Source organism: Curtobacterium sp. UNCCL17, assembly GCF_000686685.1.
GTDB classification, from domain to species: domain Bacteria; phylum Actinomycetota; class Actinomycetes; order Actinomycetales; family Microbacteriaceae; genus Curtobacterium; species Curtobacterium flaccumfaciens.
Genome location: NZ_KK366002.1, coordinates 490,320 through 517,139, shown reverse-complemented (window position 1 = coordinate 517,139; position 26,820 = coordinate 490,320). Strand labels below are relative to the sequence as shown.

The 26,820-nt window shown below is 68.1% G+C and carries 23 protein-coding genes and 2 tRNA genes; 10 read left to right on the top strand and 15 right to left on the bottom strand.

The features are described from left to right. Positions 1–39: 39 nt before the first annotated feature. Complete coding sequence (locus tag BR70_RS0116335; protein WP_051597033.1) at positions 40–615, top strand: hypothetical protein; 576 nt, start codon at positions 40–42, stop codon at positions 613–615. A gap of 470 nt (positions 616–1,085) precedes the next feature. Here BR70_RS0116335 and BR70_RS0116330 read toward each other — a convergent pair. The 10 genes from BR70_RS0116330 to dnaA all read right to left on the bottom strand — a co-directional run bounded on the left by BR70_RS0116330 (position 1,086) and on the right by dnaA (position 12,511). Beyond that, positions 1,086–1,158, bottom strand: a tRNA-Ala gene (locus BR70_RS0116330). A 56-nt stretch (positions 1,159–1,214) separates the two neighbouring features. Then, a tRNA-Ile gene (locus BR70_RS0116325) sits at positions 1,215–1,291 on the bottom strand. A 75-nt stretch (positions 1,292–1,366) separates the two neighbouring features. Beyond that, positions 1,367–1,774, bottom strand: a complete 408-nt coding sequence (locus tag BR70_RS0116320; RefSeq protein WP_027466922.1) for a DUF3566 domain-containing protein — start codon at positions 1,772–1,774, stop codon at positions 1,367–1,369. Beyond that, the gene (gene gyrA, locus BR70_RS0116315) at positions 1,767–4,424 is read right to left on the bottom strand and encodes a DNA gyrase subunit A (RefSeq protein ID WP_027466921.1); all 2,658 of its coding nucleotides are present in this window, start codon (positions 4,422–4,424) and stop codon (positions 1,767–1,769) included. The genes BR70_RS0116320 and gyrA overlap by 8 nt, the downstream gene beginning before the upstream one ends. Before the next feature lie 114 nt (positions 4,425–4,538). Beyond that, positions 4,539–6,542 carry a DNA topoisomerase (ATP-hydrolyzing) subunit B gene (gene gyrB, locus BR70_RS0116310; RefSeq protein WP_027466920.1) on the bottom strand — a complete coding sequence of 668 codons (2,004 nt, stop codon included), beginning with the start codon at positions 6,540–6,542 and terminating at the stop codon, positions 4,539–4,541. Between the two features lie 133 nt (positions 6,543–6,675). Beyond that, positions 6,676–7,176: a DciA family protein gene (locus tag BR70_RS0116305; RefSeq protein ID WP_027466919.1), complete on the bottom strand. Its 501-nt coding sequence runs from the start codon at positions 7,174–7,176 to the stop codon at positions 6,676–6,678. Next, on the bottom strand, positions 7,176–8,513 hold the full coding sequence (gene recF / locus BR70_RS0116300) for a DNA replication/repair protein RecF (protein WP_027466918.1): 1,338 nt from the start codon (positions 8,511–8,513) through the stop codon (positions 7,176–7,178). The genes BR70_RS0116305 and recF overlap by 1 nt, the downstream gene beginning before the upstream one ends. A gap of 31 nt (positions 8,514–8,544) precedes the next feature. Further along, the gene (gene gnd, locus BR70_RS0116295; RefSeq protein ID WP_027466917.1) at positions 8,545–9,432 is read right to left on the bottom strand and encodes a phosphogluconate dehydrogenase (NAD(+)-dependent, decarboxylating); all 888 of its coding nucleotides are present in this window, start codon (positions 9,430–9,432) and stop codon (positions 8,545–8,547) included. A 71-nt stretch (positions 9,433–9,503) separates the two neighbouring features. Beyond that, complete coding sequence (gene dnaN, locus BR70_RS0116290; RefSeq protein WP_027466916.1) at positions 9,504–10,649, bottom strand: DNA polymerase III subunit beta; 1,146 nt, start codon at positions 10,647–10,649, stop codon at positions 9,504–9,506. Between the two features lie 407 nt (positions 10,650–11,056). After that, the gene (dnaA, locus tag BR70_RS0116285) at positions 11,057–12,511 is read right to left on the bottom strand and encodes a chromosomal replication initiator protein DnaA (RefSeq protein ID WP_027466915.1); all 1,455 of its coding nucleotides are present in this window, start codon (positions 12,509–12,511) and stop codon (positions 11,057–11,059) included. Positions 12,512–13,026: 515 nt separating this feature from the next. Between dnaA and rpmH the strand changes: the two genes are divergently transcribed. The 9 genes from rpmH to BR70_RS21440 all read left to right on the top strand — a co-directional run bounded on the left by rpmH (position 13,027) and on the right by BR70_RS21440 (position 18,604). Next, positions 13,027–13,164, top strand: coding sequence for a 50S ribosomal protein L34 (gene rpmH / locus BR70_RS0116280; RefSeq protein ID WP_022889115.1), 138 nt, complete (start codon positions 13,027–13,029; stop codon positions 13,162–13,164). Between the two features lie 47 nt (positions 13,165–13,211). Further along, positions 13,212–13,562: a ribonuclease P protein component gene (gene rnpA / locus BR70_RS0116275; RefSeq protein WP_027466914.1), complete on the top strand. Its 351-nt coding sequence runs from the start codon at positions 13,212–13,214 to the stop codon at positions 13,560–13,562. Beyond that, positions 13,559–13,939, top strand: coding sequence for a membrane protein insertion efficiency factor YidD (gene yidD / locus BR70_RS21445; protein WP_071248636.1), 381 nt, complete (start codon positions 13,559–13,561; stop codon positions 13,937–13,939). The genes rnpA and yidD overlap by 4 nt, the downstream gene beginning before the upstream one ends. 8 nt (positions 13,940–13,947) lie before the next feature. Further along, entirely contained in the window at positions 13,948–14,916 is a 969-nt protein-coding gene (gene yidC, locus BR70_RS0116265; RefSeq protein ID WP_027466913.1) for a membrane protein insertase YidC, read from the top strand. Continuing rightward, positions 14,917–15,432: a Jag family protein gene (locus BR70_RS0116260; protein WP_027466912.1), complete on the top strand. Its 516-nt coding sequence runs from the start codon at positions 14,917–14,919 to the stop codon at positions 15,430–15,432. Further along, complete coding sequence (gene rsmG / locus BR70_RS0116255; RefSeq protein WP_051597032.1) at positions 15,429–16,088, top strand: 16S rRNA (guanine(527)-N(7))-methyltransferase RsmG; 660 nt, start codon at positions 15,429–15,431, stop codon at positions 16,086–16,088. Before BR70_RS0116260 ends, rsmG begins: the two co-directional genes overlap by 4 nt. An 81-nt stretch (positions 16,089–16,169) precedes the next feature. Then, the gene (locus BR70_RS0116250) at positions 16,170–17,063 is read left to right on the top strand and encodes a ParA family protein (RefSeq protein WP_027466910.1); all 894 of its coding nucleotides are present in this window, start codon (positions 16,170–16,172) and stop codon (positions 17,061–17,063) included. After that, entirely contained in the window at positions 17,063–18,031 is a 969-nt protein-coding gene (locus BR70_RS0116245; protein WP_027466909.1) for a ParB/RepB/Spo0J family partition protein, read from the top strand. The genes BR70_RS0116250 and BR70_RS0116245 overlap by 1 nt, the downstream gene beginning before the upstream one ends. Positions 18,032–18,304: 273 nt before the next feature. Next, positions 18,305–18,604 (top strand): hypothetical protein, encoded by a 300-nt coding sequence (locus tag BR70_RS21440; RefSeq protein WP_231495720.1) that lies wholly within the window; start codon positions 18,305–18,307, stop codon positions 18,602–18,604. Positions 18,605–18,694: 90 nt separating this feature from the next. On the opposite strand, the gene BR70_RS0116235 is transcribed toward BR70_RS21440, so the two are convergent. From BR70_RS0116235 to BR70_RS23790, 5 genes are all read right to left on the bottom strand, one after another. Further along, positions 18,695–19,657 (bottom strand): D-alanine--D-alanine ligase family protein, encoded by a 963-nt coding sequence (locus tag BR70_RS0116235; protein WP_027466908.1) that lies wholly within the window; start codon positions 19,655–19,657, stop codon positions 18,695–18,697. Between the two features lie 61 nt (positions 19,658–19,718). Then, positions 19,719–21,023 carry an aminotransferase-like domain-containing protein gene (locus BR70_RS0116230; RefSeq protein ID WP_027466907.1) on the bottom strand — a complete coding sequence of 435 codons (1,305 nt, stop codon included), beginning with the start codon at positions 21,021–21,023 and terminating at the stop codon, positions 19,719–19,721. A 150-nt stretch (positions 21,024–21,173) separates the two neighbouring features. After that, complete coding sequence (gene trxA / locus BR70_RS0116225; RefSeq protein WP_017887828.1) at positions 21,174–21,500, bottom strand: thioredoxin; 327 nt, start codon at positions 21,498–21,500, stop codon at positions 21,174–21,176. A 66-nt stretch (positions 21,501–21,566) separates the two neighbouring features. Next, positions 21,567–22,565, bottom strand: a complete 999-nt coding sequence (trxB, locus tag BR70_RS0116220; RefSeq protein ID WP_027466906.1) for a thioredoxin-disulfide reductase — start codon at positions 22,563–22,565, stop codon at positions 21,567–21,569. 94 nt (positions 22,566–22,659) lie between these two features. Then, complete coding sequence (locus BR70_RS23790; RefSeq protein WP_231495719.1) at positions 22,660–26,796, bottom strand: DUF6049 family protein; 4,137 nt, start codon at positions 26,794–26,796, stop codon at positions 22,660–22,662. Positions 26,797–26,820 lie beyond the last annotated feature (24 nt).

Sequence of the window (26,820 nt, the reverse complement as noted above, 5' to 3'; positions counted from 1 at the left end):
TGGCAGGATGGGGGCACGCCGATCCGATGGAGGTACCAGATGACGACGATCGAGATCCCGCGAAAGCGTCGGAAGCAGATCAAGAAGCTCAAGGGCCAGACCGCCTCGCTCCTCGGCGAGCAGCGCAAGGTCCTCGAGCACGCGAACGCGATCCTGGCTGAGGCCCGGTCGAACGCCGCGGACGCAGCTCGCAAGGACATCGCACCCCGCGTGCAGAACGCGATCGACAACGGGATCCGTCCCGCGTTCGCAACCGGCGTGCACGCTGCCACCTCGGCAGCGCAGAGCGCTTCGCACAAGTTCCAGTCTGAGGTGGTCCCCGGACTCGTCTCGACCGCTGGTTCGGTGCTCAGCGTGACCGATCTCGCGAAGGACCCCCGGGTCAAGAAGATCGTGAAGAACGCGCAGAAGAAGAGCAAGAGCGCGAAGAAGGCCGCGGCGAAGTACGTCCCGTCGCAGCAGAAGAAGGGTCTCGGCTTCGGCGGAGTCGCACTCATCATCGTCGGCGTCGTCGCCGTCGCCGGTGCTGCGTACGCCGCGTACCAGACGCTCCGCGCCGACGACGACCTGTGGGTCGCCGACGACGCCGACACGGCGGAGAAGCCCGCCGCCTGACCTCCCGGTTCGTACGAAGGGCCCCGGCTGTTGCCGGGGCCCTTCGTCGTTCTCGGGCTTGGCATCCGTCCCCCACGCGCCACGCGCCCTGAGCGCGCCCAACCACCGGCCTGGAGGCCCGCGCCGGCCTGGCCCCGCGCCTCCCGTCCGCCGCGCAGTCACGCCACGCGCCCCGGGAACGCCGCCGAGAGGTCGCAACCTGTCGTCCAGACGGCCCGCAGACGACCGTTCGTGCCACCACGCCACCACGCACGCGGCAAGTCGTGACCACTCAACGAAGACGGCAGCGCATGGCGAGCCCGGCCGTCGCATGGCGGACCCAGCCATCGCGGAGCGGCGCCGAAGGCACGCAGACAAGCACGACGACCGGGCTGCCCGCGACGATCGCGCCGCAGGGGCGGCGGCGCGCACGGGCACAGAACGAAGCCCCTGGGCAGACGACGAAGTCGGCAACCAGGGGCTGATGCGAGTGGAGCCTGGGAGAATCGAACTCCCGACATCCTGCTTGCAAAGCAGGCGCTCTACCAACTGAGCTAAGGCCCCGAGTGCCACCGAGGTGCTCGGCGACGGGATGGAATTGTCGTGCTGTTCCGGAGAACTGGTGGGGCTACAAGGACTTGAACCTTGGACCTCTTCGTTATCAGCGAAGCGCTCTAACCGCCTGAGCTATAGCCCCTCAGACCGGATGAAAGCCTACCGTACGATCCCGCCGGAACGAAATCGAGCAGTGGGCCCATCCGGCCCGGGTGTGTCAGTTGTTCGTGAAGCCCACGAGCAGACCGCCCGTGATCCGCACACTGAGGTTGTAGAGCACGCTCACGATGGCGCCGAGCACGGTGCCGACGACCACGTTGAGGATGCCCACGACGATGGAGAACCCGAGGACCTGGCCCAGCGAGAACTGGTCCATGATCGAGTAACTGTTCTGCCCGGTGACGTCCTTCAACAGGGCGTCGACCTGGGTGAACACACCCGTCTGGTTCAGGATGACCCACACCAGTGCCGTGGCGACCACGATCACGATGCTGCCGGCCAGGGCGATGAGGAAGCTGAGCTTCACCATCGACCAGAAGTCGACGTAGACCAGCCGCAACCGCACCTGGCGGGTGCCGACGGGTCGCTTCGCCTTCTTCTGGAGCTTCTCGGCGACACTACTCATTGCTTGACTGGTCCTCTCCGGCCTCGTCTGCGACGGGCTCGGTGTCGATGGGATCAGTGGAATCCGGGGCCGCTTCGGCAGGGCTGACCGTCTCCACCGGGCCCGCGGGCTCGATCTCGGCGTCGTCCTGGTCGTCCAGGTTCCGCTCGGTGTTCCGGGCCACCGCGATGATCCGGTCGTTCTCCGCAAACCTCGCGAAGACGACGCCCATCGTGTCACGGCCCTTGGCAGGGACCTCGGCCACGGCAGACCTTACCACCTTGCCCGATTGCAGCACGACGAGCACCTCGTCGTCCTCGCCGACGATGAGAGCGCCCACAAGATCGCCTCGGTCGACCGCCAACTTGGCCACCTTGATGCCCAGACCACCACGGCCCTGCACGCGGTACTGGTCGACCGCGGTGCGCTTGGCGTAGCCGCCCTCGGTCATCACCCAGACGTAGCCGTCGTCGGACACGACCCGGGCGGCGAGCAGCGAGTCGCCGTCGCGGAAGGACATGCCCTTCACGCCCGAGGTCGAGCGACCCATCGGACGCAGGGTGTCGTTCGTCGCCGTGAACCGGAGCGACATGCCCTGGCGGGACACCAGGAGCAGGTCGTCGTGCTCGTCGACGAGCAGCGCCTGGCGGAGCTTGTCGCCGTCGCGCAGGTTGATGGCGATGATGCCGCCGGTGCGGTTCGTGTCGTACTCGGTGAGCGCGGTCTTCTTCACCAGGCCGTGCTCGGTCGCGAGGACCAGGTACTGCGCGACCTCGTAGTCGCGGATGTCGAGCACCTGCTGGATCTGCTCGTCGGGCTGCATCGCGAGGAGGTTCGCGACGTGCTGGCCCTTCGCGTCGCGGCCGGCTTCCTGCAGCTCGTACGCCTTCGCGCGGTAGACCCGGCCCTGGTCGGTGAGGAACAGGAGCCAGTGGTGCGTCGTCGTGACGAAGAAGTGCTCGACGATGTCGTCGGCGCGGAGCTGGGCGCCACGGACACCTCGGCCACCGCGGTGCTGCGAGCGGTACTGGTCGCTGCGCGTGCGCTTGACGTAGCCACCGCGGGTGATGGTGACGACCATCTCCTCTTCGGGGATCAGGTCTTCCATCGACATGTCGCCGTCGTAGCCGAACATGATCTCGGTACGGCGGTCGTCGCCGAAGCGGTCGACGATCTCGCTCAGCTCGTCGCGGATGATCGAGCGCTGACGGCTCTCCGACCCGAGGATGTCCTGGAAGTCGGCGATCTTGCGCTCGAGCTCTTCGGCCTCGTCGTGGATCTTCTGACGCTCGAGGGCGGCGAGACGACGGAGCTGCAGCTCGAGGATCGCGCGCGCCTGGATCTCGTCGACGGACAGCAGGTCCATCAGGCCGGTGCGGGCCTCTTCGACGTCGGGCGAGCGACGGATGAGCGCGATGACCTCGTCGAGGGCGTCGAGCGCGGCCAGGTAGCCGCGCAGGATGTGGGCGCGCTTCTCGGCCTCGCGCAGACGGAACTGCGTGCGGCGGACGATGACGTCGACCTGGTGCGCGACCCACGCCGAGATGAAGCCGTCGAGCGGCAGGGTGCGGGGCACCCCGTCGACGATCGCGAGCATGTTCGCGCCGAAGTTCTCCTGCAGCTGGGTGTGCTTGTACAGGTTGTTCAGCACGACCTTGGCGACGGCGTCGCGCTTCAGCACGATCACCAGGCGCTGCCCGGTGCGACCGGAGGTCTCGTCACGGATGTCGGCGACACCGGCGAGCTTGCCGTCCTTGACGAGCTCGGCGATCTTGATCGCCAGGTTGTCCGGGTTGACCTGGTACGGCAGCTCGGTGACGACGAGGCAGGTGCGACCCTGGATCTCCTCCACCGAGACGACGGCCCGCATCGTGATCGAGCCACGGCCGGTGCGGTAGGCGTCCTGGATGCCCTTGGTGCCGAGCACCTGCGCACCGGTCGGGAAGTCCGGGCCCTTGATGCGCTGCATGAGCGCGGCGAGCAGCTCTTCGCGGGTGGCATCGGGGTTGTCGAGCGCCCACTTGGCACCCTCGGCGACCTCGCGCAGGTTGTGCGGCGGGATGTTCGTGGCCATGCCGACCGCGATGCCGACCGAGCCGTTGACGAGCAGGTTCGGGAACCGGGCCGGCAGGATCGCCGGCTCCTGGGTGCGGCCGTCGTAGTTGTCCTGGAAGTCGACGGTGTCCTCGTCGATGTCGCGGACCATCTCGAGCGCGAGCGGTGCCATCTTCGTCTCGGTGTACCGCGGGGCAGCGGCGCCGTCGTTGCCCGGCGAACCGAAGTTGCCCTGGCCGAGCGCGAGCGGGTACCGGAGCGACCACGGCTGCACCAGGCGGACGAGGGCGTCGTAGATCGCCGAGTCACCGTGCGGGTGGAACTGGCCCATGACGTCACCGACGACGCGGGAGCACTTCGAGAACGCACGGTCCGGGCGGTAGCCGCCGTCGAACATCGCGTAGATCACACGGCGGTGCACCGGCTTGAGGCCGTCGCGGACCTCCGGCAGGGCACGACCGACGATGACCGACATCGCGTAGTCGAGGTACGAGCGCTGCATCTCGAGCTGCAGGTCGACCTGCGAGATGCGGTCACCGGAGACGACGATGTCCCCGCTGTCGCCGTGGACGATCTCGGGCAGCTCGTCGGCGCCGTTCTCGTTGTCGTCAGCCATGTGGCTTCGTTCCCTTTCTGGACAGCCTGGAGGCTGTGGTTCCGTTGGTCGCGCCGGGCGCGACCACAGGTGGTCAGGACTGGTCGACGCGGCTCACGCCGCGCCTCCTGGCCGTTAGATGTCGAGGAAGCGGACGTCCTTGGCGTTCTGCTGGATGAACTGGCGACGTGCGTCGACGTCTTCACCCATCAGCGTCGAGAAGACGCTGTCCACAGCTGCCGCGTCCTCCAGCGTGACCTGCAGGAGCGTGCGGGTGTCCGGGTTCATCGTGGTGTCCCAGAGCTCCTTGTAGTCCATCTCGCCCAGGCCCTTGTAGCGCTGGATCCCGTTGTCCTTCGGGATGCGCTTGCCGGCTGCGAGGCCCGCCTGCATCAGGGCGTCGCGCTCCCGGTCGCTGAAGACGTACTCGTGCGCCGAGTTCGACCACTTCAGGCGGTACAGCGGCGGCTGCGCGAGGTACACGTAGCCGTGCTCGATGAGCGGACGCATGTAGCGGAACAGCAGCGTGAGCAGCAGCGTGGTGATGTGCTGGCCGTCGACGTCGGCATCGGCCATCAGCACGATCTTGTGGTACCGGGCCTTGTCCGGGTCGAAGTCCTCACCGATGCCGGCACCGAACGCCGTGATCATCGACTGGATCTCCTGGTTGGCGAGGGCGCGGTCGAGCCGGGCCTTCTCGACGTTCAGGATCTTGCCGCGCAGGGGCAGGATCGCCTGGGTCATCGGGTTGCGGCCCTGCACGGCGGAACCACCGGCGGAGTCACCCTCGACCATGAAGATCTCCGACACCGTCGGGTCCTTCGACTGGCAGTCCTTGAGCTTGCCGGGCATGCCGCCCGACTCGAGCAGCCCCTTGCGGCGGGTGGTCTCGCGCGCCTTGCGGGCGGCCAGACGTGCCTGCGACGCCTGGATCGCCTTGCGGACGACGTCGCGGGCCTGCGTCGGGTTGCTCTCGAACCAGTGGGTCAGCTCGGTGCCGACGACGCGCTGCACGAACGACTTCGCCTCGGTGTTGCCGAGCTTGGTCTTCGTCTGGCCCTCGAACTGCGGCTCGCCGAGCTTCACGGAGATGACGGCCGTCAGCCCCTCGCGGATGTCGTCACCCGTGAGGTTGTCGTCCTTCTCCTTGATGATCTTCGTCTCGCGCGCGTAGCGGTTGACGAGGGTCGTGAGCGCGGCGCGGAAGCCCTCTTCGTGGGTGCCGCCCTCGTGCGTGTTGATCGTGTTCGCGAAGGTGTGGACGCTCTCCTGGTAGGAGGTGTTCCACTGCATCGCGACCTCGAGCGCGATCTTGCGCTCCGGGTCCTCGGACTCGAAGCCGATGACGTCCGGGTGAACGAGGTCGGCCTTCTTCTGCGCGTTGATGTACTCGACGTAGTCGGCGAGACCGCGCTCGTACATGAACGTGTCGTTGCGCGCCTCTTCCCCTTCTTCCGGGGTGCGCTCGTCGCGCAGGTTGATCCGCAGGCCCTTGTTGAGGAAGGCCATCTGCTGGAACCGGGTGCGCAGGGTCTCGTAGTCGAAGACGACGGACTCGAAGATCTCGGCGTTCGGCCAGAACGTGATCGTCGTGCCGGTCTCGTCCGTCGCTTCGTCCTTGGAGACGGGCGCGACGGGGACACCGTCGGTGTAGCTCTGGCGCCAGACGTGGCCCTGCCGACGGACCTCGACGTCGAGCTCGGAGCTCAGCGCGTTCACGACGGACGAACCGACGCCGTGCAGACCACCGGAGACGGCGTAGCCGCCACCGCCGAACTTGCCGCCGGCGTGCAGGACGGTGAGGACGACCTGGAGGGTCGAGACCCCTTCGGCCGCGTGGACGTCGACCGGGATGCCACGGCCGTTGTCGACGACGCGGACGCCACCGTCTTCACGGATGCTCACGTCGATGGTGTCGCAGTAGCCGGCGAGGGCTTCGTCGACGGAGTTGTCGACGATCTCCTGGACCAGGTGGTGCAGACCACGGGGCCCGGTCGAACCGATGTACATACCGGGGCGCTTGCGGACGGCCTCGAGCCCTTCGAGCACCTGAATCTGGTCTGCGCCGTAGGACGGTTCGCTCTGCGGGGTCTCCGCGCCGAGCGGGTTCTGCCGGTCGTCTTCAGATTCTGCTGCCATGTCGAGCGTGCTCCTGCCTGCGCGCGGAACGCCCGCGCACTGCACCTCCCAGTCTACCGCAGAGCCCCCTCTTTCGAGGGCTCATCTGCCCCTCAGACGGGCTTTTCTGGCACTCCAGGATGATTTCGTCGCCTCAACCGTAGGTGTCGCGAGGACCGCGCCCCTGGACCGTCCTGGGGCCGCGTTTCCACGTGGGGGCGTCCGGGCCGGAAACCCTGATCGACTCGACCCCGGCTTCGGGGTGCCGTTCCGCGATGGTCGTCGTGACCGTCGCACGCATGAGTCGGAGCTGGGTCGCCCAGGCAGTCGAGTCGCACCGGATGACCAGGGCGCCGTCCTCGATGGTGACCGGCCGGGAGTGCTTCGCCAGCTCCTCACCGACCACGCTCGGCCAGTCCACGAAGAGCTCGGAACGGGCGAGGGGTTCCGTCCAGCCGAGCTCCTGGGCGAGCGAACCGACGATGTCGGCGAGGCCCTTCGGCTCGCGGCCGCGCCCGTACGGCACGGTGTCGGCGTCGAACTCGCGGGCACGGCGGCGGCGGGCATCGGTGCCGCGCTTGGACGGGTCGCCGAACACCGCACGCAGGTGTCGGTACACCTGCGAGGGCTCGGTGGGCTTGCGGGGCTTCGGCATCAGGCGTCGGCTTCGGCGGGGGTCGGGTCGGGGGTGCCGGTGGCGTCCGCCGGGTCGGTGGCGTCCGCCGGGTCGGTGGCGTCCGCCGGGTCGGTCGGGGCCGTTGCGCCGGCGGCATCCGTCGGGTCCGTCCGGTCCGTCGCCGGACTGGAGGCCCGGGTCGCGTCCGCCTCGTCGGTCACGATCGTGCCCGCCTCGATCCGCACGGTGTGCGCCGCCAGCTTCGGGGGCACGTCGCCGAACACCGCGGCCGTGATGAGCACCTGCTCGTAGTCGGCGACGGCGTTCGCCAGTCGCTCCCGACGCGATTCGTCGAGCTCGGCGAAGACGTCGTCGAGGATGATGATCGGGTCGCCGAGGTTCGACTCCGCACGCAGGACCGAGGCGCTCGCGAGCTGGATGGCCAGCGCGAAGGACCAGGATTCGCCGTGACTGGCGTACCCCCGTGCCGGTAACCGGTTGAGCTGGAACAGAACGTCGTCCCGGTGCGGTCCCACGAGGGTGAGCCCGCGATCGAGTTCGTCCCGGCGACGTCGCTCGAGCGCGGCTGCGAAGGCCTCGGCCGCCGACGCCACCGTGACGGGCTCGTCGGGGGTCCCGAGGACGGGATCGGTGGCCGCCGCCGACTCGGGGTCGCCACCACGGATCGACAGGACACCGGTGATCGAGGCGTCGTGGTGCTCGCCGGCGACGGTCGCGTAGGCCTCGGCCACGAAGGGTGCGAGCCGCCGGGTCAGGTGGTCACGTGCCGCGACGATCTCGGCGCCGAGTCCGACGAGCCGGTCGTCCCAGACGTCGAGCGTCGACAGGGCGTTCGCCTTCGCGCCGGTGGCACGGGCTGACTTGAGCAGGGTGTTCCGCTGGCGGAGCGTGCGGTCGTAGTCGGCGAGCACGCCTTGCATCCGAGGCGCGATCTGGCCGAGCAGCTCGTCGAGCATCCGGCGCCGACCGGCCGGCTCGCCTCGGACGAGCGCCAGGTCCTCCGGCGCGAAGAGCACGCTCGTGCAGTAGCGCGGCAGCTCGCGCGGTTTGATCGCGGAGCGGTTCACCTGCGCACGGTTCGCGCCGGTGCGGTTGATCTGCACCTCGGCGAGGATGCTGCGTTCCTCGTGGGCGAGCCGTGCCCGGACGATCGCGGCGTCGCATCCCTGACGGACGAGGGCCGCGTCGGTGGGGACGCGGTGCGAGCCGAGCGTGGAGAGGTACCCGATCGCCTCGACCAGGTTGGTCTTTCCCTGTCCGTTGCGCCCGACGAACAGGTTCGGCCCGCGTGCGAGGTCGACGTCCGCCTCCCGGTAGTTCCGGAAGTCGGTCAGTTGGAGATGGTCGACGTGCACGCGGGCCGAGTCCGGGTTCCCCCGGGAAGTCCTAGGACTTCTTGACGGCGTGACCGCCGAACTGGTTGCGGAGCGCCGCGACGGCCTTCATCGTCGGCGAGGCGCTGCCCTGGCGCGAGACGAAGCGCGCGAAGATCGACGCCGAGAGCGCCGGCATCGGCACGGCGAGCTCGATGCCCTCTTCCAGCGTCCAGCGGCCCTCGCCCGAGTCCTCGACGTAGCCCTCGAGCTCGTCGAGCTTCGGGTCCTCGTTCAGCGCGAGCACCATCAGGTCGAGCAGCCAGGAACGGACGACCGTTCCGCGCTGCCAGCCGGCGAACACGGCGGGGACGTCGGTGATCAGGTCCTTGGCCTCGAGGAGCTCGTAGCCCTCGCCGTACGCCTGCATGATCGCGTACTCGATGCCGTTGTGGACCATCTTCGCGTAGTGGCCGGCGCCGATCGGGCCGGCGTGCGAGAAGCCTTCTTCGCGGGGACCCTCGGGACGCAGGGCGTCGAACACGGGCATCGCGAACTCGACGTCCGCGGCGTCACCGCCGACCATGAGGCCGTAGCCGTTGGCCTTGCCCCAGACGCCACCGGAGACGCCGACGTCCATGTAGCGGATGCCGCGCGCACCGAGCTGCTCGGCGTGCGTCGTGTCGTCAAGCCACTTCGAGTTGCCACCGTCGATGACCAGGTCGCCCTCGCCGAGGACGCCGGCCAGGTCGGTGATCACGTCGTCGGTGATCTTGCCGTGCGGGACCATGACCCACACGAGACGCTTGCCCTCCGGGAGGGCAGCGGCGAGGGCGCCGAGGTCGGCGACGTCCGAGACGGCGGGGTTGGCGTCGTACCCGGTGACCTCGATACCTGCGTTGCGGAGACGGGCACGCATGTTGTTGCCCATGCGACCAAGGCCGACAAGACCGATGTGCATGATTTCCTCTTCTGTTCGTCGTCGCGCTGATGCTGCCGGTGGTGTGCGCCAGCGCAGGTTGCCTGTTGCGCCTATCGCAGCAGCAGGTTCGGCTGCAGCAGGTACCGGTATCCATCGGTCGCTGCGGCCTCTTGCGAAGTCTGGCCGGTGATCAGCACCGGGCCCGGCTTGTTGGGGTTCTCCGTCTTGGTGAAGGAGATGCGGACGAACTCGGAGTGCACCGCGTTCAGTCCGTCCAGGAGGAAGGCGGGCTTCAACGAGACCACCGTTTCCTCGCCGGTCAACAACGCACTGATCGACTCTGACGCCTGCGCTTGTTCGGATCCGATCGCCTCGAGCGTGAGCCCGTCGACCGTGAAGGAGAACCGGAGCGCCGCTTCGCGCTCCAGGACGAGGGAGACCCGTCGGACCGCCTCGACGAGCTCCGCGGTGTTGATCACCGCGTGGTCGTTGACGGTCTCGGGGAAGAGCCGGCGGACCGGCGGGTAGTTGCCCTTGATGAGCAACGACGTCACGGTCTTGTCGTCGGCGTGGAAGGCGATGAGCTCGCGGTCGGAGTTGCCGCTGATCGACACCGACACCGTGGACGCCGAACCGAACGTGCGGCCGACCTCCTGCAGGGTGCGGGCCGGGACCAGTGCGTGCAGGGGGTCCGAGCCGACTCGGCCGGAGTCCCATGCGATGGTGCGGACGGCGACGCGGTAGCGGTCCGTGGCGATGAGGGAGAGGTCGTTGTCGCCGACCTCGAGCTGCACGCCCGTGATGACGGGGGTCACGTCGTCGCGGCTGGCGGCGACGGCGACCTGGGACACCGCTTCGGAGAACGCGTCGCCGGGGATAACACCGGTCTGCGGCCCGATCTCCGGCAGCGTCGGGTACTCCTCGACCGGCATGGACAGCAGCGTGAAGTGCGCCGAACCGCAGGAGACGGAGATCTTGGCGTCCTCGGTGGTGAACGACACCGGGGCGTTCGGCAGTCGGCTCGCGATGTCGTTCAGCAGTCGACCGGAGACCAGGACCGTGCCCGGCTCGTCGATCTGGGCCGAGATGGACGTCTGCGCCGACACCTCGTAGTCGAACGACGAGAGCGTCAGACGATCTCCGTCGGCGTGGATCAGGACGCCCGAGAGGATCGGGAGGGTCGTGCGCTGCGGGAGGAGCTTCACTGCGAAGGAGACGGCTTCGGAGAAGACGTCCCGGTTGACCTCGAACTTCACAGCTGGAACCCCTGTCGATCGGCTTGGACTGTCCGGCCGCCCCATTCTGGCACAGGCGGACGGGGGCCGGATTTCTTGTCATCCCGCCGTCCACAAGGTTGTCCCGCAGAGATTGATCGTTAACCAGGAGTAATGGTGTTAACGCCTGTGCACACTGTGGATAACCCTGTGTATCCCGCTCCGCAGTAGGGAACTACACGCTTGTCACTTGTGAGCGGCGTGTGAGCGTTAACGGGATGAATGAAACTCATCTATCCACTTCCATCCCCAGTCTCCACAGGTGACCCCCCACCTGTGTACAACCGGGCGGCGTGTCCTCCACAGTTATCCACAGGCTATCCACACTGTGAGAACTCCGGCCCATGGAACCGTCTCAGATGGTGGATGGGGCCGGGAACGGGCCGATCTCAGCGGTAGCGGCGGTCCTGCTTGATGCGGCTGGTGAGCTCGGTGACCTGGTTGTAGATCGACCGACGCTCCTTCATCAGCTCGGTGATCTTCTTGTTCGCGTACATCACGGTGGTGTGGTCGCGGTTGCCGAACAGCTGCCCGATCTTGGGCAGGGACAGGCTCGTCAGCTCGCGGCACAGGTACATCGCGATCTGTCGTGCCGTGGCGATCGCCTGCGAGCGGGACGACCCGTACAGGTCGTCGACGGAGAGCTTGAAGTACTCCGCGGTGTGGTTGATGATGTCCGTCGGCGCGACGACGTTGTCCTCGTCGAGGGTGATCAGGTCCTTGAGGACCGTCTGCACCAGGGCCATGTCCACGGCCGTCCGGTTCAGGCTCGCGAACGCGGTGACCCGGATCAGGGTGCCCTCGAGCTCGCGGATGTTGCTCGACACCTTCGACGCCATGAACTCGAGGATGTCGTCGGGCACCTGCAGGTGGTCGGACTGTGCCTTCTTGCGGAGGATCGCGATGCGCGTCTCGAGCTCGGGTGCCTGCACGTCGGTGATCAGGCCCCACTCGAAGCGCGATCGCATCCGGTCCTCGAACCCGGTCAGGTGCTTCGGCGCGACGTCGGACGTGATGACGACCTGCTTGTTGTGGTCGTGCAGCGTGTTGAAGGTGTGGAAGAAGGCCTCCTGCGTGGAGTCCTTCCCCTGCAGGAACTGGATGTCGTCGATCAGCAGGATGTCGATGTCGCGGTACCGCTGCTGGAACTGGTTCGAGCGGTTGTTCGCGATCGAGTTGATGAAGTCGTTGGTGAACTCCTCGCTCGACACGTACCGGACGCGGATCCCCGGGTAGAGGCTCTCGGCGTAGTGCCCGATGGCGTGGAGCAGGTGGGTCTTGCCCAGCCCGGAGTCCCCGTAGATGAAGAGCGGGTTGTAGGCCTTGGCCGGTGCCTCGGCGACTGCGACCGCTGCGGCGTGGGCGAACCGGTTCGACGACCCTATGACGAAGTTGTCGAAGTTGTACTTGGGGTTGAGCCGCGACTCGGGGCGCCCGCTGGTGCCGGGAGAGTCGATCTGGCTCGGCACGAACGGCGCCTCGATGTACTGGCGCGGGGCGGCACTCTGCTCGACGGCTTCCTGCACGGGCTCGGCGTACTCGGGGACGTTCGGGTCCACCCGCGGCTCCGAGGCCATGTCGGGGTTGACCGTGATCGCGAAGTTCGCGACCGAGTCGTCACCGATGCGGGCGACCGCCTCGGTGATCGGGATGCGGATGCGCTGTTCGAGCATGCCCCGGGTCAGGTCGTTCGGCACCTCGAGGTACAGGGTGCCGGCGAGCACGCCCTTCGGCTCGACGAGGTTCAGGAACCCGTGGAGCTGCGGCGTGATGCGGGGGTCCTCGGCGAGGAGTCCGAGTACGGATGACCAGAGGTCCTCGACGGGGTCGGCCGGCATCGTCATGTCGCGCTCGTCTCCAGGGGTCGTGTCGTGCGTTCGCTGCCGGACGAGGGTGCGTCCTGCGGGGTCGGACATGCCGTGGCGTCCTCGGCGACCGCACTCGGGACCAGGTCGTCGCCGGCGGATCGTCGGTGGCTCCGGGGGCTTCGTCGACGCCTCGTTGCCGCGGAGGTTCCCACAGGGTTGTCCACAGTGTTGTCCACGACCACCTCGAGCCGTCCGACAGGAGTACTTCCCTGTCGTACCAGCCATCGGGGGGGATCGATCACACCACTGTAAAGGACCGAACCGAGTCCCACCGAACGGAAGTTGTCCCCAATGTGGAGAATGGGCTCGAGGGGCACCGGACCCGGCGGCGACGGTGCGACCGCTCCGAGCGGGGTTTGACCTGCTCGCCGCTGTCACGTACCGTTAACCAGTTGACTGCGGCCCTTTGGTCGCGCCCATCTGCGTCGTTCGACACCCGGACGGCTACACATACGTGACGGCTCGCCGCGAGCAGCCGTGTGGAGAACATCATGAGCAAGCGCACCTTCCAGCCGAACAACCGCCGCCGCGCCAAGAAGCACGGCTTCCGCCTCCGCATGCGGACGCGTGCCGGCCGCGCCATCCTGTCGGCGCGTCGCGCCAAGGGCCGTACCGAGCTCTCGGCCTGATCAGGCTCATCGCCTGATCCGGTCCTCGGTCTGACCCCGGCGTCGCAGTGTTGGCCAGCGCCAACCGCATCGTGCGCGGGGATGACTACCGGAACGTCGTGCGTCGTGGTCGCAAGAGCGCCACGGCGCACGTCGTCGTGTCCGTGGTCCGCCAACCGGCGGATCGCAACGGACCGACCCGGTTCGGCTTCATCGTCGCGAAGACGGTGGGCAACGCCGTGACCCGGAACCTGATCAGGCGGCGGCTCAAGGCGATCGCGCACGACCTGCTCGTCGAGTGCCCTCAGGGCTTCGACGTGGTGGTCCGTGTACTGCCAGCCGCATCGCAGGCCGGATGGCCTACCCTGCTCGAAGACGTCACGCGCTCCTTCGCGCGCGGGGTGGAGAAGGCAGCATGAACCGCACTCTGTGGACCCGGCTTGCCTGGGTCATCGCGTTGCTCCCACGCAACGCGTGCGTCGTCGTGCTCCGGGCCTACCGTGCTGTGATCTCCCCGTTGTACGGCAACGTCTGCCGCTACCACCCGTCGTGCTCCCGGTACGCCCTCGAGGCGATCCAGCAGTACGGCGTCGTGCGCGGATCCGCCATGGGCGCCTGGCGCATCGCCCGATGCAACCCCTGGGCTGCTGGCGGCATCGACGACGTCAAGGAACGCCGTCACCCGTTCGTCGTCAACCGGTTCGGGTTCGTCCTCGCGCCGATCCCGCAGCAGCCGCACCCCGCGGTCGGAACGGTTCGGCCGGTCCTGCTCCCCCAGCGCACTCGAAAGGCGTAGCCGTCCCCATGGACATCATCGGAACGATCCTCTGGCCGCTCAAATGGGTGGTCTCGGCCATCCTCGTCGGCTTCCACTGGATCTTCGAGAACATCGGCATGGACCCGAACGAGGGCATCACGTGGGTGCTCTCGATCATCTTCCTGACGTTCGTCGTCCGCGCGGCGTTGATCCCGATCTTCGTCCGGCAGATCAAGTCGCAGCGCCGCATGCTCGAGGTCGCGCCCCAGCTGAAGAAGATCCAGGACAAGTACAAGGGCAAGAAGGACCAGTTCTCGCGTGAGGCCATGAGCCGCGAGACGATGGCGCTCTACAAGGAGACCGGGACCAACCCGCTCAGCTCCTGCCTGCCCCTGTTGCTGCAGATGCCGATCTTCTTCTCGCTGTACTCGGTGCTGCACGAGGCCCAGATCAACAAGACGGGCATCGGCCTGCTGACGAACGACCTCGCGGCGTCGTTCGGCAACGCGGCCCTGTTCGGCGCTCCCCTGCACGAGACGTTCACGAACGCGTCCGGGTGGGAGGTCCGTGCGATCGCGGGCTTCATGATCGTCGTGATGACGGCGTCGCAGTTCATCACGCAGCTGCAGCTCGTCGCCAAGAACATGTCGCCGGAGACCAAGGAGTCTCCGATGTACCGCCAGCAGAAGATGATGCTGTACATCCTCCCGCTGGTCTTCGTGATCTCGGGTCTGAGCTTCCCCCTCGGCGTCATGTTCTACTGGCTGGCCTCGAACCTCTGGACGATGGCGCAGCAGTACTTCGTCATCCGCAGCATGCCGACGCCCGGCTCCGAAGCAGCACTGGCTCGTGAAGCCCGCCTGGCCAAGAAGGCACAGCGTCGCGGGACCGCCACCCCGGTCCTCGCCGAGGCCGGTGCCGGCGCCGGTGCAACGGAGATCGAGCCCGTGCGCGTCACCACCCAGCGTCAGCAGCCGGTCGGCAAGCAGCGCCAGAAGAAGAACGGGAAGAAGTAAGTGACCGAGCAGGACACCGCAGCCGCCGTCCAGGCGACGGACACCGAGACGACGGACACCGAGATCGAGGACGCCCGCGACGAAGCGGACATCGCGGCGGACTACATCGAGGAGCTCCTCGACATCTGCGACCTCGACGGCGACATCGAGATCGAGGAACGCGCCGGTCGCGTGTACCTGTCGGTCACCGATGACGGCGAGGCACTCCGCGTGCTGTCGAAGCCCGACACCGTGACGGCACTGCAGGAGCTGACCCGGATCGCCGTGCAGGCGGAGACCGGCGAGTTCAGCCGGCTCATCCTCGACGTCGGCGGCTCGCGGGACGCCCGTGCTGACGAGCTGCAGCGGCTCGTGGACACCGCCGTCGAGCGCATCGAAGCCGGTTCGTCGTCGGCTGCACTCCCCCCGATGTCGTCCTACGAGCGCAAGCTCGTGCACGACCTGGTCGCTGAGAAGGGCTTCCACTCGGAGTCCGAGGGTGAGGGTCGGGACCGCCACACGGTCGTCACCCGATGACGGACGCACCCGTCCCGACCGAGGCCGCACCGGTGCTCGAGGCTGAGCCTGCAGCGGCCGCAGCACTCTTCGGTGACCAGATCGAGGGTGCTCGCTCGTTCACGAACGAACTTGCGCGACGGGGTGAGGAGCTGGGCCTGATCGGCCCGCTCGAGCTCCCCCGCTTGTGGACACGACACATCCTCAATTCTGCGTTGCTTGCACCGCTCCTGGAGGCCCGTGGTCGCGTTGCCGACGTCGGCTCCGGGGCAGGGTTGCCGGGTCTCGTGCTCGCGATCGCCCGTCCGGACGTCGAGTTCGTCCTCATCGAGCCGATGGAGCGTCGGACGGATTGGCTTCGTGCCGAGTCCGATCGGCTCGGCCTGCAGAACGTCACGGTGCTCCGCGGGCGTGCTGAGGACGTCGCTGACGACGTCGTCGTCGACCAGGTCACCGCACGGGCCGTGAGTGCCCTGTCGAAGCTCATCCCGCTCACCGTGCCCCTGGTGCGCTCGGGCGGGCAGCTCATCCTGATGAAGGGTGCGCGGGTCGACGAAGAGATCGAGAAGGCCCGAAAGGTCATCCTTCGGAAGCGCCTCTCTGATGTCGAGGTGCTCGAGCTCGGAGAAGGTGTGGTCGACGAGACCACCCGCGTCTTCCGGGCTACAGTTGACTGACGCTGCGGCTCGGGCCGGGACATCCGGCCGCCAGTGGCTCCGCGTTCCACGTGAAACATCGAACCGGGGAAGAGGCACTCGTTGAGTTCATCGACCGACTACGACGCGTCGACACCGCTCGCTCGCGAGATCGCCGACCTGAACCGTCGCCGGCGCGCGATCGCCACGCAGCAGTTCCCGCTGCCTTCCGAGACACGGATCATCACCGTCTCGAACCAGAAGGGTGGCGTCGGCAAGACGACGACGACGGTGAACCTGGCCGCTGGTCTCGCGCATGGCGGCGCTCGGGTGCTGGTGATCGACCTCGACCCGCAGGGCAACGCCTCGACGGCGCTCGGCGTGGACCACCAGGCGGAGGTCGCGAGCATCTACGACGTGATCGTCGATGAGGCACCGATGGCCGACACCGTGCAAGCCTCCCCCGAGTCGGACACGCTCTGGTGTGTGCCGGCCACCATCCACCTTGCGGGCGCCGAGATCGAACTCGTGTCACTGGTGGCCCGTGAGCAGCGCCTTCGGACTGCACTCGACATGTACCTGCAGTCGCTGGATGAGCCCTACCACTACGTCTTCATCGACTGCCCGCCGTCGCTGGGCCTCCTGACGATCAACGCCTTCGTTGCCGCACAAGAGGTACTCATCCCGATCCAGTGCGAGTACTACGCGCTCGAAGGACTGAGCCAGCTGCTTCGGAACATCGAACTGATCGAACGGCACCTCAACCCGAACCTCCGGGTCTCGACGATCCTGCTGACCATGTACGACAGCCGCACGAACCTGTCGAACCAGGTGGCGAACGACGTCCGTGAGCACTTCGGCGATCAGGTGCTCAAGGCCATGATCCCCCGCTCCGTCCGAGTGAGCGAAGCACCGAGCTACGGCCAGAGTGTCGTCGCCTACGACGTGAACTCCACCGGGTCGCTGTCCTACCTGGAAGCGGCCGCCGAGATCGCAGCACGAGGAGCGAAGCACTGATGGCACCGAAGCGAACCGGGCTCGGCCGAGGTATCGGCGCCCTGATCCCGACAGCGAGCGATCAGCAGGACCGTCCCGTCGACGTGTTCTTCCCGACCGGTGGCTCGCCGGCATCCGCACCGACGGCAGACGAGCTGGTTGCGGTGCCGGGAGCACGACTTGCCAACCTCAACCCGCTGGACGTGATCCCCAACGCGCAGCAGCCGCGGAAGGAGTTCCGCGAGGAGGAGCTCCAGGAACTCGTCCACTCGATCCGTGAGATCGGCGTGCTGCAGCCCATCGTCGTTCGGCCCATCCCCGGCGCGACGGGTACCGAGCCCCAGTACGAACTCATCATGGGTGAGCGTCGTCTGCGTGCCACGAAGGAACTCGGCCTGAGCACGATCCCGGCGATCGTGAAGGACACCCCCGACGACGCGATGCTGCGCGATGCACTGCTGGAGAACCTCCACCGTGCGCAGCTCAACCCGCTCGAGGAAGCCTCGGCGTACCAGCAGCTCCTCGCGGACTTCGGGATCACCCAGGAACAGCTCGGACAGCGCATCGGTCGATCGCGCCCGCAGATCACGAACACGATCCGACTCCTGCGGCTCCCCTCCCCCGTGCAGCGGCGAGTGGCCGCAGGCGTGCTCTCTGCCGGACATGCTCGTGCCATCCTCGCCGCCCCGGACGCCGAGGCGATGGAGTACCTGGCCGAGAAGATCGTCAACGAGGACCTGTCCGTCCGTGCTGCTGAGGCGATCGCCCAGCAACTCTCCGCGAAGACGCCGCCGGCGAAGCCGAAGGTCGAGCCGTCCAAGCGCCAGGCACACTTCAACGATCTCGCTGAACGGCTCGGTGATCGCCTGAACACCCGGGTGAAGATCGCAGTCGGTGCTCGCAAGAGTTCCGTCACGATCGACTTCGCGAACGGCGACGACCTCAATCGGATCCTCGGCGAGCTCGGCGTGCAGGACCTCGAGGGCTGAATCCATCGCTGCGCGGCCGTGTGCGGCGGTTTGAGCGCCTGTAACGGCCAGGCTGGGTCCGGATGAGGGTACGCGGTTTCGGCGGCTTCAGCGGCTCCGCAGCTCGCCCGGGCGCGGTTGCAACAGGGCTGACCGTGGTCTGCCTCAGGTGAGATGGTGGTGTCGTGGCCAACTGCGGCTCGCCCTTCATGCCATCGGTCCGAGGGACGTTCTACCGGGCCGTTGACCCGAGCTTCCGCGATGATCGCCCACACTCACGTCCAGCCCGAGGCGGTGGCGATCGTCTCGATCGACGTCGAAGCGTCCGGCATCGTCGACCTGCGCGATGTGAGCGCCGTGAAGGCAGTCGGCATCGACCTCGAGGACGCCTTGGCTCCTCGGCAGCGGATCGCGGAGGCCGGCGGGACTCAGCGGTTGCGGGCGGTGCGTGACCGCCTCATCGAAGTCGGTGCGAACGGCTTGATCGACCCATCGCGGAAGAACGCAGGCCTCTGGCACCCGGTGCTGTTCAGGTGGAACGTGACGGACGCGCCAAGCGCCCGTCTGCTCGACACCCAACGCCTCGGCGAGTGAAGCGACGTTCCACGTGGAACATCAAAGCTCGTCGGCCGAGCAGGCGGGACACGATGTGCGGGTGTTCCACGTGGAACATCGGCTGCGGGGTCAGGCGCGGTGGTCTCGAATCGCCTGCTCGGCGAGCTCGGCGTAGGTCCAGCCGAGATCGAAACCGGACGCCGACAGTGCCTGCGGCAGCAGTGACGTCTCGGTGAGCCCGGGGAGAACGTTCGCCTCGAGGAACCAGGGCGTCCCGGCCCCGTCGATGATCAGGTCGACGCGGGACAGGTGGCGGAGTCCCAGAGCTGCGTGCGCGGCGACCGCAGCCTCCGCGGCTGCTTCGGCAAACTCGTCCGAGAGCCGCGCGGGCGTGTAGAAGGTCGTCTCCCCCGCGTTGTAGCGAGCCTCGAACCCGTAGATGCCGTTCCGCGGCACGATCTCCACGGCGGAGAGCGCCACGGGGCCGTCTCCGGTGTCGATGATCCCTACCGCGACCTCGGTGCCGCGGATGAGCTGCTCGACCACGACGTCGTCGCAGTACGTGTACGCCGTCACCATGGCCCGGGGCAGGTCCTTGACGTCGTCGACCAGGGTGACGCCCTGTGCACTCCCGCCTCGCGCCGGCTTCACGGCGAGCGGCACCGGGTGCTCCGTCGCGATGGCCTCGAGGACACCGACGGCACCGAGCTCACGGAAGACGTCGTGGGAGAGCGTCACGGAACGAGGGGTGCGGACGCCGGCGCGGGCGACCAGCGCTGACGCCGTGGGCTTGTCCCATGCCAACCGGGCCGACGTCGAACGTGAGCCGACGAACGGGATGTCCACGGCCTCCAGGATGCCCCGCAGGGCCCCGTCTTCACCGGAGGCGCCGTGCAGTGCCGGCCACACGACGTCCGGGCGTGATTCGGCGAGAGCCGGCAGGAGCATCGCGTCAGCGTCGCGCAGGTCGACCTGCCAGCCGTAGCCGGTCAGTGAGTCGGCGACCCGACGGCCGGAGCGGAGGGAGACGTCGCGCTCGTGCGAGATGCCTCCGGCTACGACGACGACGTGACGACGGGTGAGCTCGGCCATGCGGGGTCCTCCGGTGTGGAACTGCGGTGCTGTGCGAGCAGCACTGAGGAAAAAGCGCTGATCAGGAGATGTTCGGCGGCGGTGCGCTGACCGACGACGTCTGGCGGACCACGGTGTTCGTTCGGGTCGTCGGGCCGAACGTCTCGATCAGTTCGAGTTCGTCGTTGACGACGTTGGCCAGGCGCTTGACCCCCACCCGGATCTGCTCCGGGGTGGGGTAGCAGAACGACAGACGGATGTGTCCGCCTCCGCGTCCGTCGGCGTAGAAGGCCGTCCCGGGGGTGTACGCCACGAGCTCCTTGACCGCGCGCGGCAGCATGCCCTTGGAGTCGATGGACTCGGGGAGGGTGAGCCACACGAAGAAGCCACCGTTCGGCTTGGTCCAGGACAGGTCGGGAAGGAACTCCCCCAGCGCGGACAGCATGGCGTCACGGCGCTCGGCGTAGATTCCTCGGAAGGTGTCGACCTGGCCCTTCCAGTCCGCCGCGTCGAGGTAGGCGTTCACGACGTACTGGCCGAAGGAGTTCGGCGCGAGCACGGCCGACTCGTTGGCGAGCACGAGCTTCTCGCGGATGGCGTGGGGTGCGAGGGCCCAGCCGACGCGGAAGCCCGGTGCGAGGGTCTTCGAGAAGGAGCCGAGGTACACCACGCCCTCTTCGTCGATCGATCGGATCGCCTGCGGCGCCGGCTCGTCGAACCAGAGGAGCCCGTACGGGTTGTCCTCGAGCACGAGGATGTTGTTCGACCGGCAGATGTCGAGCACCTCGATGCGGCGCTCGCGGCTCATCGTGACGCCGGCCGGGTTGTGGAAGTTCGGGATCGTGTAGAGGAACTTGATCCGCTTGCCCTGGGCGCGGAGGTTCGCGATCGCCTCGCGCAGCGCCTCGGGGACGAGACCGAGCTCGTCCGTCGTCACGTGTACCGTCTCGGCCTGGTACGACCGGAAGACGCCGATCGCGCCCACGTAGGACGGCGACTCGGCGAGCACGACGTCGCCCGGATCGATGAACAGCCGGGTGACGAGGTCGAGGGCGTGCTGCGAGCCCGTGGTGACCACGACGTCCTCGGCGCTGGCCCGGATGCCCTCGAGGCTCATGACGTCCACGATGTGCTCGCGGAGGGACCGCAGGCCCTGTCCACCGCCGTACTGGAGGGCCATGGCGGAGTGCTCGGTCATGACACGGTCCAGGGAGCCCGTGACGAGCTCTCTGGGGAGCGCGGAGACGAACGGCATGCCGCCGGCCAGCGAGACCACTTCGGGCCGCGAGGCGACGGCGAACAGGGCTCGGACCTCGGAGGCGCTCAGCCCGGCGGTGCGCTGGGCGTAGGAGTCGTACCAGGGGTCGAGGCTGTTGCCGTTCGTCATCGAGTGCTCCGTTCAGTGGGACATTCCCGCCACACTACGACATCGGCCCGGGGAACCAGGGTTCCGCGACGGGGCCGATCGTCATCCGGTGGCTCCGGACGAGAACGGCCCCGCTCTCCGGGGAGAGCGGGGCCGTTCGGGTGGGGCGACCTACGCGAGGAACTCGGCGAGGTCGGCCTCGAGCGCGGGCTTCGGCTTGGCGCCGATGACGGTCTTGACGACCTCGCCGCCCTTGAAGACCTTCATCGCCGGGATCGACGTGATCTGGTAGTTCATGGCCGACTGGGGGTTGTCGTCCACGTTGAGCTTCACGATCTCGATCTTGCCGGCGTGCTCTTCGGCGATCTGGTCGAGGATCGGCGAGACCGCACGACACGGGCCACACCACTCGGCCCAGAAGTCGACGAGGATCGTCTTGTCGGACTTGAGGACCTCGTCCGAGAAGGTGGCGTCGGTGACAGCCTTGGCGTTGGACATGTGTGCTCCTTCGAGAAGTCGTTCAGAGGGTACAACGGCGATGCCGTCGTGGTATTCCGAGGCGGGTCAGGCCCGCGCGGCGATGACGTCGACCATCGCGGGCTCGGTCGGGGCGACGCCCTCGGCCTCGTCCGTCAGTGCGTCGTCGAGCTCGGCGAGGTACTTCTCGGCGTCGAGCGCGGCGACCGTGCCCGAACCCGCAGCCGTGATGGCCTGACGGTAGGTCGGGTCGATGACGTCACCGGCGGCGAAGACACCCGGCAGGTTGGTCTTCGACGAGCGGCCCAGAACGGCGATCGTGCCCTCGGGCGCGATGTCGATCTGGCCGTGGATCAGGTGCGTGCGCGGGTCGTTGCCGATCGCGATGAACAGGCCGTCCAGCGCGAGCTCGGACTCCTCGCCCGTCACGGTGTCCTTGAGCGTGACGCCCTCGACCGCGGAGTCACCCGTGATGCCGGTGACTTCCTTGTTCCAGGCGAACTCGATCTTCGGGTCGTTCATCGCGCGGTCCTGCATGATCTTCGACGCACGCAGGGAGTCCTTGCGGTGGATGACCGTCACCTTGTCGGCGAAGCGGGTGAGGAACGTCGCCTCTTCCATCGCGGAGTCGCCGCCACCGACGACGGCGATGTTCTTCTGTCGGAAGAAGAAGCCGTCGCAGGTCGCGCACCACGAGACACCGTGGCCGGACAGGCGCTCTTCGTCGGGGAGGCCGAGGTGACGGTAGGCCGAGCCGGTGGCGTAGATCACCGCGAGGGCCTCGTACGTCTCGCCGGAGCCGACGGTGACCTTCTTGACCTTGCCGGTGAGGTCGACGGAGACGGCGTCGTCGTACAGGACCTCGGCACCGAACTTCTCGGCCTGTTCCTGCATCTTGATCATGAGGTCGGGGCCCTGGATCCCCTCGGGGAAGCCGGGGAAGTTCTCGACCTCGGTCGTCTTGGTGAGTTCACCGCCCGTCTCGACACTGGAGGCGACGATGAGCGGCTTGAGCTCTGCGCGCGCTGCGTAGATGCCGGCGGTGAACCCGGCCGGGCCGGAACCGATGATGATGAGCTGGCGCATGCCTGATTGCCCTTCCGTTGCGTCTGACCGGGTCAACCCATCGTACCGGCGTGGCATTCCACACGACCCGTGAGCGTGTGGTGCGCGGGTGGGATCAGCGGCCGAGCTTGCTGCGGAGCATCCGGACGGCGTTGCCGATCTCACCGTTCTTCGCGACGACGAGGGCTCCGAAGTACACGGCCACCATCGCGGCGCCGGTGAGGATGATCGTGATGAGGGCACCGGTGCGGTCGGACATCGCGAACCCGGCCTCTGAGAACGCGCCGAAGAAGTTCACGACGAGGAGCCCGACGACGCCCGAGATCAGCGCGGCGATCACGAACTGGACGTGCGACCGGGTGATGACCGGTCCCTCGATGCTGCCGAGCCGTTTGCGGACGAGCACGAGTGCGACGATCGTCTGCGCCGACCCCGCGATGGTGGTGCAGGCGGCGACCCCGATGCCGATGACCGAGGTGGGGAACGTCGACACCGCAAGGGCGCCGATGACGAACAGCACCGACTGGATGCACTGCATCAGGAACGGCGTCCGGTGGTCGTGCATCGCCCAGAAGACCCGCTGGATCACGAACAGCATGCTGAACAGGACGAGTCCGGGCATGTAGGCGACGAGCACGGCGCCGACCTGCAGGGCGCTCTCGAACGTGCCCTCGTACAGGCGGCCGAACGGGACGGCGACGACGATCAGCGCGACCGAGGCGAAGACGGTGAAGAGCCCGACGATGCGCAGGGACAGCGACAGGTTGCGGCGGACCGCGCCGAGGTCGCCGCGTTCGGCGTCGTGGCTCATCCGGGTGAAGTACGCCGTCGCGATGGAGACCGTGATGATCGAGTGCGGGAGCATGAAGATGAGCCACGCGTTGCCGAGCACGGCGTTGCCCGGACCGTCATCCCGTCCGAGCCACGCGACCTGTGACTGCACGATGCCGGCGATCTGGGTGACGAGGATCATCGCGAAGAGCCAGCCAGCGGCGGTCCCCGTGGACTTGAGGCCCACCCCACGCCAGCGGAAGTCGGGGCGGAACGACAGGCCGGCGCGCTTCCAGAAGAACGGGAGGAACGCAGCCTGGGCGAAGACACCGAGCGATGCGCTGCCGGCCAGGAGTGCGATCTTCGCCGGCGTCCACTGGTCGAGTTCGCTGCCGCTGGTGCCGTACAGGGCGATGAACACGATGAGCCCGGCGATGGCGATGACGTTGTTGAGCAGCGGCGCCCACGTGAACGGCCCGAAGACCTGCTTCGCGTTCAGGACCTCGCCGAGCAGGGAGTACATCGCGTAGAAGAGGATCTGCGGCAGGCACCAGAACGCGAAGGCGACGGCGAGGTCGGTGGCGGCTGGACCGGAGTCCGCCGAGTTGCTGGTGTAGAACCGCACCAGCAGCGGGGCGAGTGCCGTCGCCACGATCGTGATGACGATGAAGACGGAACCACCGAGGGTCACGATCTTGTTGACGTACGCCTGCCCGCCGTCGGTGCCGGCCTTCATCGCGCGGACGATCTGCGGGATGAGCACGGCCGACAGCAGGCCGCCCGCGATCAGTGCGTAGATGTTGTTCGGCAGCTGGTTCGCGACGGCGAACGCGTTGGCCGAGGGGCTCGCGTTCTGCCCGATCGCGTACGCCAGGACGAAGGTCTTCGCGAAACCGAGGATGCGGCTCACCATCGTGCCGGCGGCGAGCATCGCGCTCGCCCGGCCGAGGCTGCGCTCGGCGACCGGCTCGGCGTCGACGTCGGGCTGGGGCTGGCTGGCGCTGATGGTCGGCTCCTCGGGGTCGCGGTCGTCCGCGACGGTGCTGCGTGCGGCGTCGGACGGGCGGCCCGGCTCGGCTCCGGCGCGCGCGATGGCGTCCTGCAGGGGGCCCTGGTCCACGGCCGCGGGCGGCGCAGCGGCCGGCGCTGCACCCGGCGCTGCGGTCGCCACGGCTGCAGTGGACGTGACCACGCTGGGTGCGGGGGCCGCTCCGGAGGGGTGATCCGTGCCTCCAGGCCGGGTGGTGGCCGCCTGAGTGCCCCCGACCGTCGGCTGGACCGCCAGGGGGCGGTTCGGGTCGTCGTCGTCGTCCTCATCGAGCTCGCCGTTCCGGCGGCGGATGCGCTTGCGGATGCTGCGGAAGATGCCGAAGCCGAAGATGCCGATCAGGGCGATCGCGGCGACCGCGGTGATGACCGTCTCCCACTGGGCCTGCACGTTCAGCTCGACGGTCGCGGGCTGGGCCACGGCGACGCCGGTCGGGCTCGAGAGCGACATCGTCAGCTCGACCTTGCCGTTCGCGACCGACTGCACGGGGACGGTGGCGCGGGTGGAGGAGTCGGGCTGGATCTCGACGACGATGTCGTTGCGGACCACCCGCAGCGCCGAGTTGGACGGCTGCACGGACAGGTGCACCGTGACCGGGTAGTCGGAGCTGTTGCGGATGGACACCGGCAGGGATGACCGGTCGCCGAGCAGGGTGAGGCTGCTCGAGTCGACGATGCCGACCTCGGTGGTGGTCTTCGCCCAGGCGGCCGTGCGGGCCTCGACCGCGGCGGCGAGGCCCTGGTCGTCGTCGCGCCACGCGTTCGAGGCGAGCGCGAGCAGACGGAGCCGGGCCGGGGCGGTCAGCTGGTTCGGGTCGTCGAGGATCGTCGCGAACGCGGAGAGCCCCTGTTCTCCGCGCACGAGTCGCCGGAGCTTGTCGATGCGGGCCTCGCCGGTGGACGCGCTGGCGAGCGTGAGCGACCCGGCGACGGCCTTCGAAGCGGTGGAGAGGTCGGCCGGGGCGACCCAGGCGGTGCTCTCGAGGGCGTCCAGCGCCTGGCTGAGCCGCGTGGAGTCAGACGGCCACTCGCGCCCGAGGGTGAGCAGGATCGGGCCCGTGGCGGTGGCTGCACGGGCCGAGGTGGCCAGCGTCGCGGTGAGCTCGGACATCGCCGACGAGAAGGTCTGCCGGTCGGTGGCGGCCGCGGCTCGGCGGAGCATCGACGACATCGACTGGTCGGAGACGAGCACGTGGTCGTCGCCGATCTTCTCGGACGCCGTGATGGTGGTGTCCGCGCCGGCCGAGGTGTTGCCGCTCGAGACGATGGTGGTCTTCGTGCCGGCACGCTCGAGGGCGGGCAGGTCGGCGGAGGACACGGTTCCCTCGGTCGGCCAGGCGATCGAGTCCATCGAGTACGGGAAGTCGAGCAGGGACTCGGTGGTCGGCAGGGTCTCCTGCGCCTGGTCGGCGGCGTCGTCGGTCGTCGCGCCGCCGGTCGAGGTCTCGGTGGGTGCCGGGGACGAGGTCTGCCCCGGCGTGGCCGTCGGTGTCGGGGCCGGGGTCTCGGCGCCGGGGAAGTTCTCGGACTCGACGGACTGGTCGAGGGAGATCGGCGAGAGGATTCCGTCTGACCCGGCTTGGCGGAGACCGGTGACGTCAGCGTCGGCGTAGGACAGCGCGAAGGTCTCGTTGCGCAGTGCTTCGAGACGCTGCAGCCAGGTGGTCGCGCTCGAAGGGGCGTTGTCGCCGAGGAGCCGGATCGAGGCGATGATCCGCGGGTCGACGGCCACGGCGACGTTGTGGTCCTCGGCCGCGTCGAGCTGCTGCGTGAGGGTGCCGTCCACCGAGGTCGCGGCGGCCAGCACCGGGGCGGTGAGGACGCCGTCGGTCGACTTGGGCACCGTGACCGGCATCGCGACGGAGACGCTGACCGGGGCCTGTTCGAAGTCCGGGTACCAGGTGATCGCGGAGCGGTCCACGGCGAAGGCGTCACCCGCCGTGTACTCGGCAGCGATGCGGCGGGCACCGAACGAGGGGTACCCGCCGAGGGCGACGTTGCCGGAGACGATGTCCACCGAGTCGATCGAGACCGAACGGTGTGCCGGGATCGCCGGGATGCCCACGGAGTCCATCTCTGCGCCGAGGTAACCCGTTGTGGTGGTGTCGGCAAGCCAGCCGGCGAGGACGTCGCGCGTGCTCACCGACCGGAAGATCCGGAAGTCTGCGGTCCCGGCGGGCAGGGCCGCGTCGGTGTCGTTCGTGACGGTGACCGAGAGGGTGAGGTCCTGGTCGCGCTGGACGACGCCGCGGTTCGCCGGGGCGATCGAGATGGTCGCCTTGCCCGCGTCGGCGGCGGCGGGATCGGCCACGTGGCTCTTGGCGGCTGATGCCGTGGACGCCGAGGCGTGATCGGTGGTGACGGGCGCGACGACCAGGCCGAGCGCGACGAGGGTCGACGCGGCTGCGGCGAGCGTGGTGCGGAGCATCTGCATACGGGGAGCGGGCCACGGGGTCGG

Bases quoted from the DNA above. Each gene is read 5' to 3' on its own strand.
- BR70_RS0116335 (WP_051597033.1), top strand. From the start codon at position 40: ATGACGACGATCGAGATCCCGCGAAAGCGTCGGAAGCAGATCAAGAAG.
- BR70_RS0116320 (WP_027466922.1), bottom strand. From the start codon at position 1,774: ATGAGTAGTGTCGCCGAGAAGCTCCAGAAGAAGGCGAAGCGACCCGTC.
- gyrA (WP_027466921.1), bottom strand. From the start codon at position 4,424: ATGGCTGACGACAACGAGAACGGCGCCGACGAGCTGCCCGAGATCGTC.
- gyrB (WP_027466920.1), bottom strand. From the start codon at position 6,542: ATGGCAGCAGAATCTGAAGACGACCGGCAGAACCCGCTCGGCGCGGAG.
- BR70_RS0116305 (WP_027466919.1), bottom strand. From the start codon at position 7,176: ATGCCGAAGCCCCGCAAGCCCACCGAGCCCTCGCAGGTGTACCGACAC.
- gnd (WP_027466917.1), bottom strand. From the start codon at position 9,432: ATGCACATCGGTCTTGTCGGCCTTGGTCGCATGGGCAACAACATGCGT.
- dnaA (WP_027466915.1), bottom strand. From the start codon at position 12,511: ATGACGATGCCGGCCGACCCCGTCGAGGACCTCTGGTCATCCGTACTC.
- rpmH (WP_022889115.1), top strand. From the start codon at position 13,027: ATGAGCAAGCGCACCTTCCAGCCGAACAACCGCCGCCGCGCCAAGAAG.
- yidD (WP_071248636.1), top strand. From the start codon at position 13,559: ATGAACCGCACTCTGTGGACCCGGCTTGCCTGGGTCATCGCGTTGCTC.
- yidC (WP_027466913.1), top strand. From the start codon at position 13,948: ATGGACATCATCGGAACGATCCTCTGGCCGCTCAAATGGGTGGTCTCG.
- rsmG (WP_051597032.1), top strand. From the start codon at position 15,429: ATGACGGACGCACCCGTCCCGACCGAGGCCGCACCGGTGCTCGAGGCT.
- BR70_RS0116245 (WP_027466909.1), top strand. From the start codon at position 17,063: ATGGCACCGAAGCGAACCGGGCTCGGCCGAGGTATCGGCGCCCTGATC.
- BR70_RS0116235 (WP_027466908.1), bottom strand. From the start codon at position 19,657: ATGGCCGAGCTCACCCGTCGTCACGTCGTCGTCGTAGCCGGAGGCATC.
- BR70_RS0116230 (WP_027466907.1), bottom strand. From the start codon at position 21,023: ATGACGAACGGCAACAGCCTCGACCCCTGGTACGACTCCTACGCCCAG.
- trxA (WP_017887828.1), bottom strand. From the start codon at position 21,500: ATGTCCAACGCCAAGGCTGTCACCGACGCCACCTTCTCGGACGAGGTC.
- trxB (WP_027466906.1), bottom strand. From the start codon at position 22,565: ATGCGCCAGCTCATCATCATCGGTTCCGGCCCGGCCGGGTTCACCGCC.
- BR70_RS23790 (WP_231495719.1), bottom strand. From the start codon at position 26,796: ATGCAGATGCTCCGCACCACGCTCGCCGCAGCCGCGTCGACCCTCGTC.